General features: G+C 68.8%; 17 protein-coding genes. 12 read left to right on the top strand and 5 right to left on the bottom strand.

The genetic code is table 11. The annotated features are described in order from the left end of the window. Positions 1-30: 30 nt before the first annotated feature. Positions 31-663, bottom strand: coding sequence for a DUF7109 family protein (locus ACZ5YD_RS07025; RefSeq protein WP_379738805.1), 633 nt, complete (start codon positions 661-663; stop codon positions 31-33). After that, entirely contained in the window at positions 660-1,754 is a 1,095-nt protein-coding gene (locus ACZ5YD_RS07020) for a glycosyltransferase family protein (RefSeq protein ID WP_379738802.1), read from the bottom strand. The genes ACZ5YD_RS07025 and ACZ5YD_RS07020 overlap by 4 nt, the downstream gene beginning before the upstream one ends. A gap of 235 nt (positions 1,755-1,989) precedes the next feature. Here ACZ5YD_RS07020 and ACZ5YD_RS07015 point away from each other — a divergent pair, with 235 nt between their 5' ends. Beyond that, positions 1,990-2,160 carry an HVO_0758 family zinc finger protein gene (locus ACZ5YD_RS07015; RefSeq protein ID WP_379738799.1) on the top strand — a complete coding sequence of 57 codons (171 nt, stop codon included), beginning with the start codon at positions 1,990-1,992 and terminating at the stop codon, positions 2,158-2,160. A gap of 24 nt (positions 2,161-2,184) precedes the next feature. Here the strand turns inward: ACZ5YD_RS07015 and ACZ5YD_RS07010 are convergent, their stop codons facing one another. Then, positions 2,185-3,330, bottom strand: coding sequence for an aldo/keto reductase (locus tag ACZ5YD_RS07010; protein ID WP_379738797.1), 1,146 nt, complete (start codon positions 3,328-3,330; stop codon positions 2,185-2,187). A 75-nt stretch (positions 3,331-3,405) separates the two neighbouring features. Here ACZ5YD_RS07010 and ACZ5YD_RS07005 point away from each other — a divergent pair, with 75 nt between their 5' ends. The 3 genes from ACZ5YD_RS07005 to ACZ5YD_RS06995 all read left to right on the top strand — a co-directional run bounded on the left by ACZ5YD_RS07005 (position 3,406) and on the right by ACZ5YD_RS06995 (position 5,818). Further along, entirely contained in the window at positions 3,406-4,182 is a 777-nt protein-coding gene (locus ACZ5YD_RS07005) for a Yip1 family protein (protein ID WP_379738794.1), read from the top strand. A gap of 118 nt (positions 4,183-4,300) precedes the next feature. Then, positions 4,301-4,915 (top strand): dCTP deaminase, encoded by a 615-nt coding sequence (gene dcd / locus ACZ5YD_RS07000; RefSeq protein WP_379738791.1) that lies wholly within the window; start codon positions 4,301-4,303, stop codon positions 4,913-4,915. 3 nt (positions 4,916-4,918) lie between these two features. Beyond that, positions 4,919-5,818, top strand: coding sequence for a thiamine-phosphate synthase family protein (locus ACZ5YD_RS06995; RefSeq protein WP_379738788.1), 900 nt, complete (start codon positions 4,919-4,921; stop codon positions 5,816-5,818). A 57-nt stretch (positions 5,819-5,875) separates the two neighbouring features. On the opposite strand, the gene ACZ5YD_RS06990 is transcribed toward ACZ5YD_RS06995, so the two are convergent. Further along, positions 5,876-6,739, bottom strand: a complete 864-nt coding sequence (locus ACZ5YD_RS06990) for a shikimate dehydrogenase family protein (RefSeq protein WP_379738785.1) — start codon at positions 6,737-6,739, stop codon at positions 5,876-5,878. A gap of 67 nt (positions 6,740-6,806) precedes the next feature. Further along, entirely contained in the window at positions 6,807-7,700 is an 894-nt protein-coding gene (locus ACZ5YD_RS06985) for a universal stress protein (protein WP_379738782.1), read from the bottom strand. Positions 7,701-7,871: 171 nt separating this feature from the next. Between ACZ5YD_RS06985 and ACZ5YD_RS06980 the strand changes: the two genes are divergently transcribed. The 8 genes from ACZ5YD_RS06980 (at position 7,872) to ACZ5YD_RS06945 (ending at position 14,756) form a co-directional block, all read left to right on the top strand. Then, positions 7,872-8,066 (top strand): HVO_2922 family protein, encoded by a 195-nt coding sequence (locus ACZ5YD_RS06980; protein WP_379738779.1) that lies wholly within the window; start codon positions 7,872-7,874, stop codon positions 8,064-8,066. A gap of 330 nt (positions 8,067-8,396) precedes the next feature. Then, entirely contained in the window at positions 8,397-9,764 is a 1,368-nt protein-coding gene (locus ACZ5YD_RS06975) for a sodium:calcium antiporter (protein ID WP_379738777.1), read from the top strand. Positions 9,765-9,824: 60 nt separating this feature from the next. Next, positions 9,825-11,285, top strand: coding sequence for a D-aminoacyl-tRNA deacylase (locus tag ACZ5YD_RS06970; RefSeq protein ID WP_379739222.1), 1,461 nt, complete (start codon positions 9,825-9,827; stop codon positions 11,283-11,285). Positions 11,286-11,459: 174 nt separating this feature from the next. Further along, the gene (gene ftsZ, locus ACZ5YD_RS06965; RefSeq protein WP_379738774.1) at positions 11,460-12,650 is read left to right on the top strand and encodes a cell division protein FtsZ; all 1,191 of its coding nucleotides are present in this window, start codon (positions 11,460-11,462) and stop codon (positions 12,648-12,650) included. Between the two features lie 192 nt (positions 12,651-12,842). Beyond that, positions 12,843-13,019, top strand: coding sequence for a protein translocase SEC61 complex subunit gamma (locus tag ACZ5YD_RS06960; RefSeq protein ID WP_379738771.1), 177 nt, complete (start codon positions 12,843-12,845; stop codon positions 13,017-13,019). Beyond that, a complete protein-coding gene (locus ACZ5YD_RS06955; protein WP_379738768.1) occupies positions 13,019-13,474 on the top strand; it encodes a transcription elongation factor Spt5 in 456 nt (151 codons plus the stop codon). Before ACZ5YD_RS06960 ends, ACZ5YD_RS06955 begins: the two co-directional genes overlap by 1 nt. A gap of 84 nt (positions 13,475-13,558) precedes the next feature. Then, positions 13,559-14,176, top strand: coding sequence for a helix-hairpin-helix domain-containing protein (locus tag ACZ5YD_RS06950; protein ID WP_379738765.1), 618 nt, complete (start codon positions 13,559-13,561; stop codon positions 14,174-14,176). Positions 14,177-14,279: 103 nt separating this feature from the next. Beyond that, positions 14,280-14,756: a Rieske (2Fe-2S) protein gene (locus ACZ5YD_RS06945; protein WP_379738762.1), complete on the top strand. Its 477-nt coding sequence runs from the start codon at positions 14,280-14,282 to the stop codon at positions 14,754-14,756. Positions 14,757-14,789 lie beyond the last annotated feature (33 nt).

The raw sequence follows: 14,789 nt of genomic DNA, 5'->3' as shown, positions 1-14,789 counted from the left end.
TCGGTCGAAGGGCACCCGGACGCCTTAGTCTTACTCCTCGTCCGTCGCCGCGTCGCTCGTCCCCTCCATCGCGTCCGCGATCCGATCGCGGACGTCGCCGACCTCGACCGGGGCCCAGCTCTCCAGGTCGTAGGTCACCTCGAGGAGGGCCTCCAAGCGCGCGCGGTCGCCGTCCCCGATCGCGGCGTCGACGTCATCGATCACCCGTCGCTCGACGTGCTCGCCCGCCACCTTCCGGTCGATCTCGCGGTCCGGAACGTCGAGGATGTACGGAAGGTCGTCGGCCTTCGGCGGCAACACCGGAAACACGGCCGGACCCGCGATCAGGAGCGTTTCGTCCCCGGTGCCCGGCCCACTCTCGTCGCGGTCGGTGCTTCGGTCCTCGTCGCGGTCAGCGCGTCCGCCCCCGTTGCGATCGGCGTCCTCGATTCCGCCGGCGACGACGTTCCCGTCCGCCTCGAGAGGGACGAGTGCGTACTCGCGAACCGCGTCGTCGATCACGTCCTCGACCGCCGACTCGTCGACCTCGCTCCCGCGTTTGAACGCGAGTTCCGAGAGCGCTCGACGCAGCTCCTCGCGCGTCAGCGCGCCGAACAGGTCGACGATTCCGACGACCTCCTCGCGTGCGGCCCGACTCTCCCCGTCTGCCGGGTCCGAGGTCATTCGGCGACCTCCCGGAGGTCGGCCTCCGCGGCCTCCAGCACCGCCTCCGCGGAGACGGGCGAGTTCCGCCACGGCGGCAGCCGGTCGTCGGGACCGACCGGTCCGATCGCCTCGGCGTACGCCTCGATCTGGTCGCGTTCCGACTCCCGGTCGTAGTCGAACCCGTTGAACGCCGCGTCCGTCGAGTAGGCACGAACGAGCTCGTCCGCGGCCTCGCGATATCGGTCCGGCAGGGTCGTCTCGTCCGGCTCGATCCCCCGATCGAGGAGCGTTCGAAGCGTCGCGTCCACGACGGCCTCGCTCATCTCGGCCAGTCCGGTCGGGCCGCGAACCGACCGGTGGTCGTGCTCGTACCGACCGAGGTCCACCTGCGCGCTCCCGTCGAACCCGCCGTACGCGAAGGCGTCGCCGAGGGTCCCGATCTCGAGGCCCCACCCGCGCTGGATACGGAGCGTCGAAACGAGATCCGCCGTCGCCGCGAACTCCCCGGCGAGCGCGTACCGGAACGATTCGAGGTACTCGACGATCGGATCGGCGTGTTCCTCGGCGAGCGCGCGGACGAGCGGACGGTAGAGGAGCCGAAAGAGCCGCCCGTAGAGTTGCCCGTCCTCGATGCGGGCGTAGTACCCCTTCGAGAAGTCGTACCCCCGCGCGAGCGGAAACAGGAGTCGATTCACGTACGCGGGCGAGTACGTGCGCGTGTCCGCGTCGTGGACCACCACGAACTCCTCCGAGAGCGCGCGGCCCAGGCCGACCCACACGTCCCGCCCCTTGCCGCGGTCGCCGTCGAGACCGTAGTCGGCGAGCAGCCGCTCGAGCCGCGGGCCGTCACACCACACGGTCTCGACGGTGAGATCGAAACCCTGGAGCCACTCGTCGAAGGACCCGGCACGCTCGGCCGGTGCGCGAAGCGGCACGACCACGCGACCGGGATCGACCGACTCGAGGGCCGACAGAACGCGCTCGGCCGCCAGCCCGCCGTACTCCCGTTCGGTCATCGGGACAACCACCGCCGCCCGGTCGGTCGGGGCTTCGGGAGATCCCTCCCCGAGCGCGTGCAGCGTGGTGACGCGCTCTTGTACGTACTCCATCGTTGCATCCCTGGCGGGCGCGGCGGAAAAGCATCCGGATCCGATCGATCGGGTGTTCGATCCCAGTCGATCAGGTGTTCGCTCCCGGTCGATCGGGTGTTCGCTCCCGGTCGATCGGGTGTTCGGATCCAACCGCTCCCGTTCGTCGCCATCCCCGATCTGGTCCCGATCGTGTCAACCGTCGATGACGACCCAGGGCACGGTATTTAACACGTCCGGCGTCCAACGGCGAGGTATGAAGTCGACTCGCAAGGGACTCCGCGACGGCGACCTGCTAAAGGACACGTACGAACGACTCACCTGCGCGAGCTGTGAGAAGACCCTGAAAAAGGAGAACGACCCCGACGAGGTGTTCGCCGTTCGCGTCTGTCCCGAGTGCGGAGCCACCTACAAGGAACTCCGTTAGGACCGTCCTCAAAACCGGAATCGGTCACTCGAAGACCGAGTCGAACGCCGTCGCGCCGAGCGGGTCGAAGGTGCCTGCCGCGACGTTCTCGCGGACGTGATTCGGATCGCTGCTCCCGACGAGCGCGCTCGTTACCCCGGGCGCGCTCCGGGAGAAGTTGATGGCCCGCTGGGCGGGCACGTCCCCTGCGAGCTCCGCGTCGATCGACTCCGGGATCGACTCCGAGAGCGCCCCCTGTCCGATGCTCGCGCTGGTGAAGACGCCCATCCCCGCCCGTCTCGCGCACTCGAGCGTCGACATCCGCGTCTCTCCTGACCCGTCCGGGTCGTCGGGAAGCGGTTGGTTCTTCCGGGTGAACGCGTCCGCCATCGCGACGTTGAAGGGGAGCTGTATCGCCCGTAGCCCGTGGTCGGGCTCCGTCTCGGAGTCGGACGCTTCGCCCATCTCCCCTCCGGAGACCGACGCGACCGCCCTCCGTGCACGCCCCAAGATCGCGGGCAACGAGAGGTACGACTCGTCGCCCTCCGGCACGCGGAAGGCCTCCCAGGAGGCGATCCCGTAGCAGCCGATCTCCCCCGCCAGCCGGCGACGCTCGAGCCGCTCGAAGGCTGCCTCGAGGCGGTCGTAGACGGCCTCCCGAGATCGGACGGCCAGCTGCGTCTCCGGGTTGTGGACGTAGTAGACGTCGATCGTCCCGAGGTCGAGCGCACGCAGCGACCGATCCACCATCGCGTCGATGAACGACGGGCTGATCGCGTGGCTTCCGCGTGCGAGCTCGTCGGCCGAGACCACCCCGGGTTCGACGAACGTCCCGCGGACGTATCCCGCGGGGTCGTCGGGACGGTCTCCGTCGAACGGGACGAACCCGCCCTTGGTCGCCACGAGCACTGACTCCCGGTCGATCCCGCTCTCGCGGATCGCGTCCCCAACCACGCGCTCGGACCGTCCACAGCGGTAGTTCACGGCCGTGTCGACCACGTTGACGCCCGATTCCAGCGCGAGCCGGATCGATCGCCTGTAGCGCTCGTCGACGGCGGCGGTCGGCTCGCCGAGGTACGTGCCGATGCCGACGCTCGAGACCACGCCCGGCCCGAACCGGCGAAAGTACGTCCGCCCGAAGGAGTCGCCGAACCGGTTCCGGTAGCGCCAGGTCCCCTCGCGTGTCGCCATACGTGGGATACGGCTCCCTCGAGGTATAACCGCCACGACCGATCGCTTATGCTTCGCGCCGTGGGATCGCCGATCGTGTCCCTCCACGACGACGTTCGCGCCCTCCTTCGAGGCGGCCGCTCCCTCCTTCGAGCGATCGAAACCGCCCTCCTTGCACCCCGTCGGTTCTTCGCCGAGTCCCCGCATCGCGACTCCCTCGGCGCGGCCGTCGCGATCGTCGTGTTCGTCGCGGCCGCCGTGACCCTCGGGATCGTGCTGCTCGGCGGCATTCTCGAGGCGACGGTCGACGCGACCGTGACGATCGACAATCCCGACCGCCCTGACGGCTGGGTTTGTGAGCGACTCGGGAACGACACGGACGCGCCGATGTACGACGCCTGCCAGGAACCGGCGCGGATCGACCGGGACCTCGGAACGATGCTCCGGGAGGCCACCGGCGAGTTCCTCCACTACGGCTTCCTCGGGGTCGGCATCTGGTGGCTCGTGGCCGGCGGCATCGTCCACGTCGGCGCCCGTCTCGCCGGCGGACGGGGGTCGATCGGCGAGTCGCTCTCGGTCGCGGCCTGGGCCCTCCTCCCGGAGCTGTTCCGGCTTGCCGTCGGCCTCGTCGGAATCTACTACGCGCTCTCCGAAACGACGGTCCGAGCGACCTCGCCCGAGGGGTTCCGGGAGGAACTGCTCTCGGCCTTCGCCGCGATCGAGGGTCCCCTCCTCGTCGCGTCGCTTCTCACCATCGCCTGGCAGTGGTGGATCCTCCGGGGCGGGATCGCCGAACGGCACGATCTCTCGACGGCGGCCGCCGGGGGCGTGGCGGGGGTATTCGCCGTGATCACCGTCCTGCTTGTGTCCTGACCGGCGTTCGATCCCGATCACGTCCGAACGCCGTCCGATCTTGCTCACGGCTCGACCGGAGTTCGCCCCCGATCGTCGATCGGCGAGAATTTACTACCCCGGTGTCTCTCGTCGGGATATGATACTCTCAGACGTCGACATCCTCCGCCGTCTCGAGGACGGCGATCTCGCGATCGACCCGATCGACGACGTCGACCAGCAGGTACAGCCGGCGAGCGTCGACCTCCGGCTCGGCGAGCGGTTCCTCGAGTTCCAGCGGGCGAACATTCCGTGCATCCACCCGACCCGCGCGGACGAGGTGGGCGACTACGTCACGGAGACGTTCGTCGAGGAGGGCGAGGAGTTCGTCCTCCACCCCGGCGACTTCGTGCTCGGGACGACGAAGGAGCGCGTGGCGATCCCCGACGACCTCGTCGCCCACGTCGAGGGACGGTCCTCGCTCGGCCGGCTCGCGATCGTCGTTCACGCGACCGCGGGGCTCGCGGACCCCGGCTACGAGGGACAGATCACCCTCGAGCTGTCGAATCTGGGCACGGCGCCGGTGGCGCTTTCCCCCGGAATGCGCGTCTCCCAGCTCACCTTCACCGAACTCACCTCGCCCGCCGACCGCCCCTACGGCGAGGAGCGCGGATCGAAGTATCAAGGCCAGGACGGCCCGCAGGCGTCCCGGATCGGCGACGATCCGGAGTTCGACGACGAGCCGTCGGAGTCGGAGGGGGAGGAGGACCGATAGCCGATGAAGTTCATCGAGGAGATCGTCGTCGAGGAGTTCCTTCCCACGATCCGTGCGATGCTCGCCGAGGACCTCCGCGACCGCGGCTTCACCCAACACGAGGTCGCGGAGGCGCTCGGCATCTCCCAGTCGGCGGTCTCGAAGTACGCCCACGGCGACGTCGCTCGCCACGACCGCATCGTCGCGGACGAGCGCGTCCGCGAACTCGTCGACCGGATCGGGGAGGGGCTCGCCGCCGGCGACGTGAGCCGTGTCGCCGCCCTCGTCGAGATCGAGATCCTGATCCGGCAACTCGAGGAGGACGACCTCCTCGCCGACCTCCACGAGGAGGCGATGCCGAAGCTGGCCGACGCGAACGTCGAGTTCGCCGTCCACGACCCGGACAACGCGCTCCGCGAGCGCGAACGCGTGCTCGCGTCGGTCCGGCGCGGACTCCGGACTCTGCGGAACGCCTCCGGCTTCGCGGCGCTCATCCCGAACGTCGGCGCCAACGTCGTCGAGGCGCTCCCGGACGCGGAGACGATCGACGACGTGGCCGGCGTCCCGGGGCGACTAGTGGACGTGAAGGGGCGGGCGATGGTCCCCGGCGAGCCCGAGTTCGGCGTGAGCGAGCACGTCGCCTCCGTTCTCCTCGCCGCGCGCGCGGCCGGCGTTCCGGCGCGCGGTGCGGTCAACGTGCGATACGATCCGGACCTCCTCGAGGCGATGGGCACGGAGTACGAGACGATCGAGTTCGACGCCGAGGAGCACTCCCCGACCGCGGTGCGCGCCGCCCTGGAGGGCCGGGACGTCGACGTCCCGGTCGTGTTGTACCAAACCGGCGCGGTCGGCGTCGAGCCGATCGTCTACGTGCTCGCGGGCGACGCCGTCGAGGCCGCCCGGATCGTTCGCGAGTATCTCTAACCCCGTTCGCGAGCACCGCCACCCTCCGGTACCTCCCGCCCCTCCGCTGGTGTCCGGCTATTCGTCCTCGGCCAACTCTGCGCGAAGCGCCCGGTTCATCGCCTCGACCGGCGCGTCCTCGCCGGTCCAGATCTCGAGCGCCTCGACGCCCTGAAACAGCAGCATCCACGCGCCGTCGATCGTCCTCGCGCCCGCCGCGTCCGCCTCGCGGAGGAGCCGCGTCTCGATCGGCGAGTAGACGGCGTCAAGCACGGCGAGGTCTTCGGAGAGCAGCTCCGCGTCGACGGGCGTCTCGTCCGACTCCATCCCGACGCTCGTCGCGTTCACGAGCACGTCCGCCTCGGGGACGCGGGCCGCGAGCGTCTCCAGCCCGCCGCCGGTGGCTCCCGGAACCTCCTCGGCCAGCGCCTCCGCCCGCTCCGCGGTGCGGTTCGCGACGTGGACGCTCGCTCCGGCGTCCGCGAGCGCGAAGGCGACCGCCCGTCCCGCGCCCCCCGCACCGACCACGACCGCCTCGGCCTCCGAAAGCGTCACGTCGTGGTGGGCGAACGCACGCCGAACGCCGGCCGCGTCCGTGTTGTACCCGCGCGGACGCGGCGCTTCCGGGTTCGGTCCGCTCCCGCCGTCGTCACCCGGTTCCCCTTCCGCCGAGGCGAAGTCGATCGTGTTCACGGCGCCGATACGGGCGGCGAGGTCGTCCGTCTCGACGTGTTCGAGGACGTCGCGTTTGAACGGGATCGTCACGTTGAGGCCGCGAACGCCGAGCGCGCTCGCGCCGGTGATCGCCTCTCCGGCCGCGTCCGGGGCCGGCTCGAAGGTCACGTACCGCGCGTCGAGTCCCAACTCCTCGTAGGCCGCCTCGTGCATCGGGGGCGAAAGCGAGTGTTCGACCGGGTTGCCGATCAGGCCGTAAACGTCCATACGAATCGGGTCGGCTCCCGGAGCAAAAATCCGCCGGGTCGGAGCCGATCGGTCGTCTCGACTGATTCTACTGACGCCCCGCGTTGACCGCGACCACCGGAACCGCACAGCGTCTGATCAGCCGCTCGGCCGTGCTCCCGATGAGGTAGCGGTCGAGGCCGGTTCGCCCGTGGGTTCCCATCGCGACGAGATCCACGTCGTGTTCGTCGACGTACTCCAGCAGGATCGAGCCGGGCGAGCCGTTCGGAACCGACCCCACGGCGTCGATTCCGCGCTCCTCGGCTCGCGCCAGGATGTCGTCGACCGCCTCCTTCGCGTTCCCGGTGAGGTGTTCCCGGAGTTCCGCGATCCGGGTGTACTCCGGATTGGTCTCGAGACCACGGACGCTCACGACGCTGACGGCGTGCACGCGAGCGCCCGTTCGCTCCGCGATCGCCAGCCCGTGCTCGACGGCGACCTCGGCGGCCTCGCTCCCGTCCGTCGGCACGAGGACGTCGTCGTATCCTCGCTCCGGATCGCTCTCGACGGTTGCGCGGGTCGTCAACACCGGCGTCTCCGAGAGGCGGACGACGCGTTCGGTCACGCTTCCGGCGATGTAGCGGTTCACGCCCGTGCGACCGTGGGTCCCCATCGCGAGGAGGTCGGCACCGACCTCCTCGGCGTGTTCGAGTATCGTCTCGGAGGGCTCGCCGCGGACGACCGCCGTCGAGATCTCGGCGTCGTACCGCCCCTCGATCGCGTCAGCGGCCGCCTCGAGCACGTTCCGTCCCTCCTCCTCGATGCGGCGGACGAACTCCCCGTCGACGCCGCCCGCGTTGAACAGCCCGCCCGCGGACTGGACGTCAGCCACGTTGAGCAGGTGGAGGTCCGCGTCGAACGCCCCGGCGAGGCGGCTCCCGTGTTCCGCGGCTCTGATCGCGTGTTCGCTCCCGTCGACCGGGATCAGGATGGTCTCGTACATGGCCTGTATGAAGCAGTTCCACGTTCGATGATAAATAACCGGACGGCGGTTCACGGGAGACCGGGTCCTCGATGGGACCAGCGTTCCCGATCCGCTCCGGACTCTGCGTGGGAGAACACGCACGACCGCCTGACCCGGGTTTAATGTCCCGGGCGGGTGTAGTTGCCGGCAATGACCCGAACGGGTACCTTTGAGGTGTACCGGGACAACGCCGGCGAGTGGCGCTGGCGGCTCGTCGCGTCGAACGGCAACATCGTCGCCGACAGCGGCGAGGGATACCGATCCAAGCAGGGAGCCAAACGCGGGATCGAGAGCGTCAAGCGAATCTCCCCGGACGCCGCGGTCGAGATCCTCGACGAGGGGTGAGGAAGTCCTCGATTTTGGAACGCGGGATGGACCCGAAACGGCTCGATCCTTCCGCTTTGAGCCGTCTGCGTGGAAGATCATCCGAAAGCCGGTGAGGGCCGTGATCGGGTCGTTCGGCCACGGAAACGTCCGGATGCGGTCGATCACGGCACATCTTGTGTATTATATGTGGGGACGTTGTGGGTCGAGGTGATTCGATGACATCGGGACGCACTACCAAGCACGCGAACCGTCTCCCGGGCCGGCGTGGTGTTCAGCCTCGATCGAAACGAGGTGACGAACCCTCGTCGATCCGAGGAGACGATCGCCGATGAAGGGAGACGATCGCCGATGAGACGGCAGGCCCTGCAGGCGCTCGCGGGGGCGGCCGCCTTGACCGTTCCGTGGGTCGCGGTCTGGATCGCGACGACGGTGCTCCCGGCGTTGGGTTATGCGGCACCCGCGGCGCTCGCGGGGCTCTCCACGCTCGCGATCGTCGCGATAAGCGGGATCTCGGTCCTGGGTGCGGCCTTCCTGCTCGCGTGGGCCGCGGAGACCGCGGAGAAGGACGTCCCGAGAGCCTTCGCCATCGCGGTCCTTGCCGTGCTCGCGGTCGCTCCCGAGTACGCCGTCGACGCGCTGTACGCCTGGAACGCCGGCATCTACGCGGGGACCGAACGCGGCATCGAGGCCGGCAACCTCGCGGTGGCGAACATGACCGGCGCGAACCGGATCCTGATCGGGATCGGGTGGGCCGGGATCGCCCTGTTTACCATCTATCGGCGGGGATCCGATGCCGATCCGGCCGTCGAACGGCGAAGCGGTTTCCTCGCCGATGCCGTCTCGATCGACCGCGACATCGGGCTCGACATCGTCTTCCTCCTGCTCGCGACGTGCTGGGCGTTCCTCATTCCGCTGAACGGCGGCATCGACGTTCTCGACATGCTGATTCTCGTCGGTATCTACGTCGCCTACATCGCGATCATTCTCCGCGGCGAGATCGATCCCGCGGAGGAACACGTCGGCGTCCCGGCGTACCTCCAGACGTTCTCGAAACCCGGCCGGGTCGCGACCGTCGTTCTGCTTTTCGCCTACTCCGGATTGATGATCTTCACCGCCGTCGAGCCCTTCGCCCACGGACTCGAGGAGATCGGCCAGGACATCGGCGTCCCCTCCTTCTTCATGATCCAGTGGGTCGCGCCGCTGGCCTCCGAGTCGCCGGAGCTCATCGTCGTCCTCTACCTCGTGAACAAGGCCCGATCGACGGCGGGGTTCAACGCGCTCATCTCCTCGAAGCTCAACCAGTGGACGCTGCTCATCGGAACCCTCGTCGTCGTCCACTCGCTCGCGCTCGGTCGGTACGGCGTCCTCGCCTTCGACGCGCGACAGGCCGCCGAGATCTGGCTCACGGCCGCCCAGTCCTTCTTCGCGATCACGATACTGCTCAACTTCGAGATCTCCGCACGGGAGGGCGTGATGCTGTTGGTGCTTTTCCTCTCGCAGGTCGTCTCGGAGTTCCTGATCATCCGCGACGTGCTCGTGTTGCCGGTCACGAGCCACGAGCTGCTGCTCGTCTACAGCGGGGTGTACGTCCTGCTCGGCACCGTGCTCCTCGTCTCGCGGCGACGGGAGTTCAGCCGGCTCCTCTCGAGGACCGGCGGAACGATACGCGAGGCCGTGTCGGCCGGCGGATCCGGGACTCCGAGGGGCGACGACTGACGCTCCTGGATGACGAGCCGGATCGACGACTATTCGGCCGTGACCCTCCGACGTCCGATCGTGATCGCGATCGTCGTCAGTCGAGCCGACCGCGCCTCCGAACACGTCGGCGACCGGCTGTTGGAGATCGGCGAGTGGGAACAGACGACGGACGAGTCCGTTCCGGACGCGGCGGGCGGCGGGACGGTCCATCGCCGTCCGGGCGCCGAGATGCGGACCTTCGAGGACCTCCACATCCACCTCGAGGATCCCGCGGCCCCCTTCGAGGCGACCGGCCGCGACCTCGACCTCCTCGTCTTCGTCTCGAGACACGCCGGCGAGACCGGACCACTCTTGACCGCCCACTTCACGGGGAACTTCGGGCCGGCCGAGTACGGCGGGACGGAGGGCGGGCTCGCCCGCGCCGCCCCGGCTGCGCAAAAGCACCTGTTCCACTCGTTCCGCGAACACGCCCCGCCGGAGTACGACGTCGGTATCGAGTGTACCCACCACGGGCCGAGCGACGTCGGCGTCCCGTCGCTGTTCGCGGAGCTCGGGTCGGGGGACGATCAGTGGGACGACCCGGACGGCGCCCGCGCCGTGGCCCGTTCCGTCCTCGATCTGATCGAGGACCACGATCGATCGGGCGACGTCTCTCCGGCCGATGTCTCTCCGGCCGACGTCTCTCCGACCGACGCACCTTCGACCGACCTCCGCGGTGACGACGGGGCCTCCCGACACGTCGTCGGGTTCGGCGGCGGCCATTACGCGCCGAAGTTCACGCGGATCGTGGCGGAGACCGACTGGGGCGTCGGACACGTCGGCTCCGACTGGCAGCTCACCGAGATGGGGTCGCCGGAGCGAAACCGCGACGTCGTCTCGCGCGCGTTCGAGGCGAGCGACGCCGACCACGCCGTGATCGAGGGCGAGAAACCCGACCTCGAGGCGACCGTCGAGGACCTCGGGCACCGCGTCATCTCCGAGACGTGGGTTCGCGAGGTCGGCGATCGTCCCCTCCGGCTGGTCGAGGCGCTCGAGGACGCGATCGCGTCGGTCGAGGAGGGGCTTCGATTCGGCGAGGTGGTTCCGGACGGTCCCCCGGGGAACGCGGAGCGAACGGGCGCCGTAGGCGACCGCCCGTTCATCGTCCACGAGCTTCCCGGCGACCTCCTCACGCGGGCGCAGGGGATCGACCACGATGCGGCGCGCGCGGCGATCGAGGAACACGCGATCGCCTTCGAGACGGCGGAGGGCGGGACGCGGGCGGCGGGAGCGCTCGCCGTCACCGATCGCGATGCTCTCGACGCGCTCGTCGAATCGCTCGCCGAGATCCTCAGGGAACGGTTCGAGGAGGTCGACGTCCGATCGGACGCGGTCGTCGCGCGCGAGACGGGCTTCGATCCCGAACTCGCGGCCGACCGGGGCGTTCCCGAGGGACCCAAGTTCGGCGCCCTGGCCGCGGGAAATCCGGTCGAGATCGACGGCCGGACGATCGAACCCGATGCGGTCTCTCGCGAGCACGAGGAGCGCTTCCCGATCTGAACTCCGCCCTTCGATCTGAGCTCCGATCGCCGATCTGAATTCCGATCCGGGCTGGCTCCGTCCTCCCGATTCGCTCGATCCCCCGCAATTCGGTCGAAACGCCCCCTCAGCGTCAGACGAAGGTCCGACGAATGGGGAAAGGTAATTAACCTCGCTGTATAACCCTTCGCCAATATGGACTCCATCGTTGAGGACGCGATCGACGAGGCCGAGGAATCCGGATCCGGCGGCTCCGGGGACTCCGCCGGACAGGACACAGCCGACGCCGGAGGAACCGGCGCTTCGGGCGCCGCCTCCCGAACCGGAACCATGACCGACGACGAGCTGCAGGACGTCCTTCAGGACCTGCAGACGAACATCACGGTCGTCGGCTGCGGCGGCGCCGGCGGCAACACCGTCAACCGAATGAAGGAGGAGGGGATCCACGGCGCGAAGCTCGTCGCGGCGAACACCGACGTCCAGCACCTCGTCAACATCGAGGCCGACACGAAGATCCTGATGGGCCAACAGAAGACGCAGGGTCGCGGCGCCGGCTCGCTGCCGCAGGTCGGCGAGGAGGCCGCCATCGAGTCCCAAGAGGAGATCTACGACTCCATCGAGGGCTCGGACATGGTCTTCGTCACCGCCGGACTCGGCGGCGGGACCGGAACCGGCTCCGCGCCGGTGGTCGCGAAGGCCGCCCGCGAGTCCGGCGCGCTCACGATCGCGATCGTCACGACCCCGTTCACCGCCGAGGGCGAGGTCCGGCGCACGAACGCCGAGGCCGGCCTCGAGCGCCTCCGTGACGTCGCCGACACCGTCATCGTCGTCCCCAACGATCGCCTCCTCGACGCCGTCGGCAAGCTCCCCGTCCGCCAGGCCTTCAAGGTCTCCGATGAGGTCCTCATGCGCTCGGTCAAGGGCATCACCGAACTGATCACCAAACCCGGCCTCGTCAACCTCGACTTCGCCGACGTCCGCACCGTGATGGAGAAGGGCGGCGTCGCGATGATCGGCCTCGGCGAGTCCGACTCCGACTCGAAGGCGCAGGACTCCGTGAAGTCGGCGCTTCGGTCGCCGCTCCTCGACGTCGACATCTCCGGGGCGAACTCCGCGCTCGTCAACGTCACCGGCGGCAGCGACATGAGCATCGAGGAGGCCGAGGGCGTCGTCGAGGAGATCTACGACCGCATCGACCCCGACGCGCGCATCATCTGGGGCACCTCCGTCGACGAGGAGATCGAGGGACAGATGCGAACCATGATCGTCGTCACGGGCGTCGAATCGCCCCAGATATACGGCCGCAACGGCGAGGAGGCTCCCCAACCCGAGATGGCGGACGAGCCGGTCGACCAGCAGGTCGACGACATCGACTACGTCGAGTAGCCGCGATCGTTGCGACCGGTCCCTCGACGGCCGGCTTCGATCGGTCGTGTTCTCCTTTCGACCGCAACCACGCTCGGTCGCGACCATACTCGATCGCGACTACTCTCGGTCGCGACTACGCTCGAACGCGACCACACGCGGTGGCGCAACATCACAAGGTAAAAAACCGCGCGTCGCCTACTCACGCTCAATATGGACGTCCCCTACGACCTCAACAGCTACATTCGGGTGTTAAAGCTGGCGAGCACCCCGAGCACCGAGGAGTTCACCCAGGTCTCGAAGGTCGCCGGCGCCGGCATCATCCTCGTCGGCTTCATCGGCTTTCTGATCTACGCGATCATGAGCCTGCTCCCGGGGGTCGGCGTCTGATGTCGTCGATCTTCGCGGTCAAGACGACCGCGAGCCAGGAGCGGACGGTCGCGGACATGCTCGCCGAAAAGGAGATGCCGGAGATCCACGCCGTGTTGGCGCCCGACCAGCTCACGAGCTACGTGATGGTCGAGGCCGACGACGGCAGCGTCTTCGCGCGCGTCCTCGACGAGATTCCGCACGCACGCGGCGTCATCTCCGGTTCCGACGGACCCGCGGCGAGCGGCTTCTCCGAGGTCGAGCACTTCCTCTCGCCGACCCCCGACGTCGAGGGGATCGCCGAGGGCGACATCGTCGAGCTCATCGCCGGGCCGTTCAAGGGCGAGAAGGCCCGCGTCCAGCGCATCGACGAGGGGAAAGACCAGGTCACCGTCGAGCTCTACGAGGCGACCGTTCCCATTCCGGTCACGGTCCGCGGCGACCAGATCCGCGTCCTCGACAGCGACGAGCGGTAGCCCCTCCATCGATCCGCCCTTTCGTTTTGCGTTCCTCGCCTCCGCCGGCGGCTTTTAAATGCCCCCCGTTCGTACTGTGCGCCGATGGCGCTCCTGCAGACACTGAAACGGATGCTCGGGTTCGGCGACGCCGACGACGGCGACGCCGATCGAACGGACACCCGAGTGACCGTCGAGCACGAATCGAGCGAGGAGGGAGGGGATAGCGGATCCGACGCGGGAGGGTCGGCGGACGACCCCGCCGCGGCGGGAACCGACGCCACGGCCTCGACCGAGTCCCTCGTCGACGAAAGCGCGGCCGAGGATCCCGGCGAGGCCGCCGAACCGGCCGAGGCGGCGGCCACCCCGGACTCCGACGAGGCTGAACCGGCCGAAGACGACGACGCGGACGAGGAGGCCGCGACGGACTCGGTGGACGGAAGTCCGGACTCCACGGAGGAGACGGACGTCGCTGGTTCCGACGCTGCTGCTGCGGATTCCGAGGATTCCGACGCCGCTGATGCGGACTCCGGCGACGCCGACTCCCCGTCGGTCGACACGATAAAGGGCATCGGCCCGGCCTACGCGGAGCGACTCTCCGACATCGGCATCGAGACGGTCGCGGATCTGGCCGCCGCGGACCCCGCGGACGTCGCCGAGGGGGCGAACGTCGGCGAGAAGCGCGCGGCCACGTGGATCGAACGGGCCGGCGAGACGGCCTAACCGTCGAATCTCGAACGTCCCCGGAATCTCGAACGTCCCCGCCTCGGCGTGTCTCCGCTCCGCCTCTCCAAACCTTCAAACGCGATCCGTTCCTCGCTCCCGCATGGACGATGCGCGAGGAGCAGTCGACGAGCGACGAATGATCGACCTCGAGGCGGTTCCCGCCGACGGGACGCTGCTCGTGACCCTCTCGCCGGTCGACGGCGTGGACCTTGGCGACGCCGGCGACGTCGGGGAGGACGGCGAGACGGTCGAGGCGTTCCTCATCGCCCTCGAGGACGGCGTCGCCTGCTACCGCAACCACTGTCAACACTGGACGGACGTGCGTCTCGATTCGGGCGATGGCGCGTTCGTTCGAAACGGCGATATCTTCTGTCAAAAACACGGCGCGACCTTCCAGCGTGAGACCGGCTACTGTGATTTCGGCCCGTGCGAGGGCGCGGTCCTCGATTCGGTCGCCGTCGAGACGCGGGACGGCGGCGTCCACCTGACCGATCCGGACTACGTCTTCGTCGGCGTCGGCCCGGTCGAACGCGGTGACGCCGAGGGAGGCTCACGGATCGACTTCACCGGATCGTGATCGCGGTTCCCGGGCGCGAGCACGCTCGGGTTT

It is taken from the genome of Halopenitus salinus, from assembly GCF_055397165.1.
The sequence above is the reverse complement of the archived record's forward strand: the minus strand, read 5'-3'. Positions and strand labels throughout refer to the sequence as shown.

Excerpts from the sequence above, each read along its gene's own strand:
- dcd (WP_379738791.1), top strand. The coding sequence starts at position 4,301 with ATGATACTCTCAGACGTCGACATCCTCCGCCGTCTCGAGGACGGCGAT.
- ACZ5YD_RS06985 (WP_379738782.1), bottom strand. The coding sequence starts at position 7,700 with ATGTACGAGACCATCCTGATCCCGGTCGACGGGAGCGAACACGCGATC.
- ACZ5YD_RS06975 (WP_379738777.1), top strand. The coding sequence starts at position 8,397 with ATGAGACGGCAGGCCCTGCAGGCGCTCGCGGGGGCGGCCGCCTTGACC.
- ACZ5YD_RS07020 (WP_379738802.1), bottom strand. The coding sequence starts at position 1,754 with ATGGAGTACGTACAAGAGCGCGTCACCACGCTGCACGCGCTCGGGGAG.
- ACZ5YD_RS06950 (WP_379738765.1), top strand. The coding sequence starts at position 13,559 with ATGGCGCTCCTGCAGACACTGAAACGGATGCTCGGGTTCGGCGACGCC.
- ACZ5YD_RS06955 (WP_379738768.1), top strand. The coding sequence starts at position 13,019 with ATGTCGTCGATCTTCGCGGTCAAGACGACCGCGAGCCAGGAGCGGACG.
- ACZ5YD_RS07010 (WP_379738797.1), bottom strand. The coding sequence starts at position 3,330 with ATGGCGACACGCGAGGGGACCTGGCGCTACCGGAACCGGTTCGGCGAC.
- ACZ5YD_RS06990 (WP_379738785.1), bottom strand. The coding sequence starts at position 6,739 with ATGGACGTTTACGGCCTGATCGGCAACCCGGTCGAACACTCGCTTTCG.
- ACZ5YD_RS06945 (WP_379738762.1), top strand. The coding sequence starts at position 14,280 with ATGGACGATGCGCGAGGAGCAGTCGACGAGCGACGAATGATCGACCTC.
- ACZ5YD_RS06960 (WP_379738771.1), top strand. The coding sequence starts at position 12,843 with ATGGACGTCCCCTACGACCTCAACAGCTACATTCGGGTGTTAAAGCTG.
- ACZ5YD_RS06995 (WP_379738788.1), top strand. The coding sequence starts at position 4,919 with ATGAAGTTCATCGAGGAGATCGTCGTCGAGGAGTTCCTTCCCACGATC.
- ACZ5YD_RS07015 (WP_379738799.1), top strand. The coding sequence starts at position 1,990 with ATGAAGTCGACTCGCAAGGGACTCCGCGACGGCGACCTGCTAAAGGAC.
- ACZ5YD_RS07025 (WP_379738805.1), bottom strand. The coding sequence starts at position 663 with ATGACCTCGGACCCGGCAGACGGGGAGAGTCGGGCCGCACGCGAGGAG.
- ACZ5YD_RS06980 (WP_379738779.1), top strand. The coding sequence starts at position 7,872 with ATGACCCGAACGGGTACCTTTGAGGTGTACCGGGACAACGCCGGCGAG.
- ftsZ (WP_379738774.1), top strand. The coding sequence starts at position 11,460 with ATGGACTCCATCGTTGAGGACGCGATCGACGAGGCCGAGGAATCCGGA.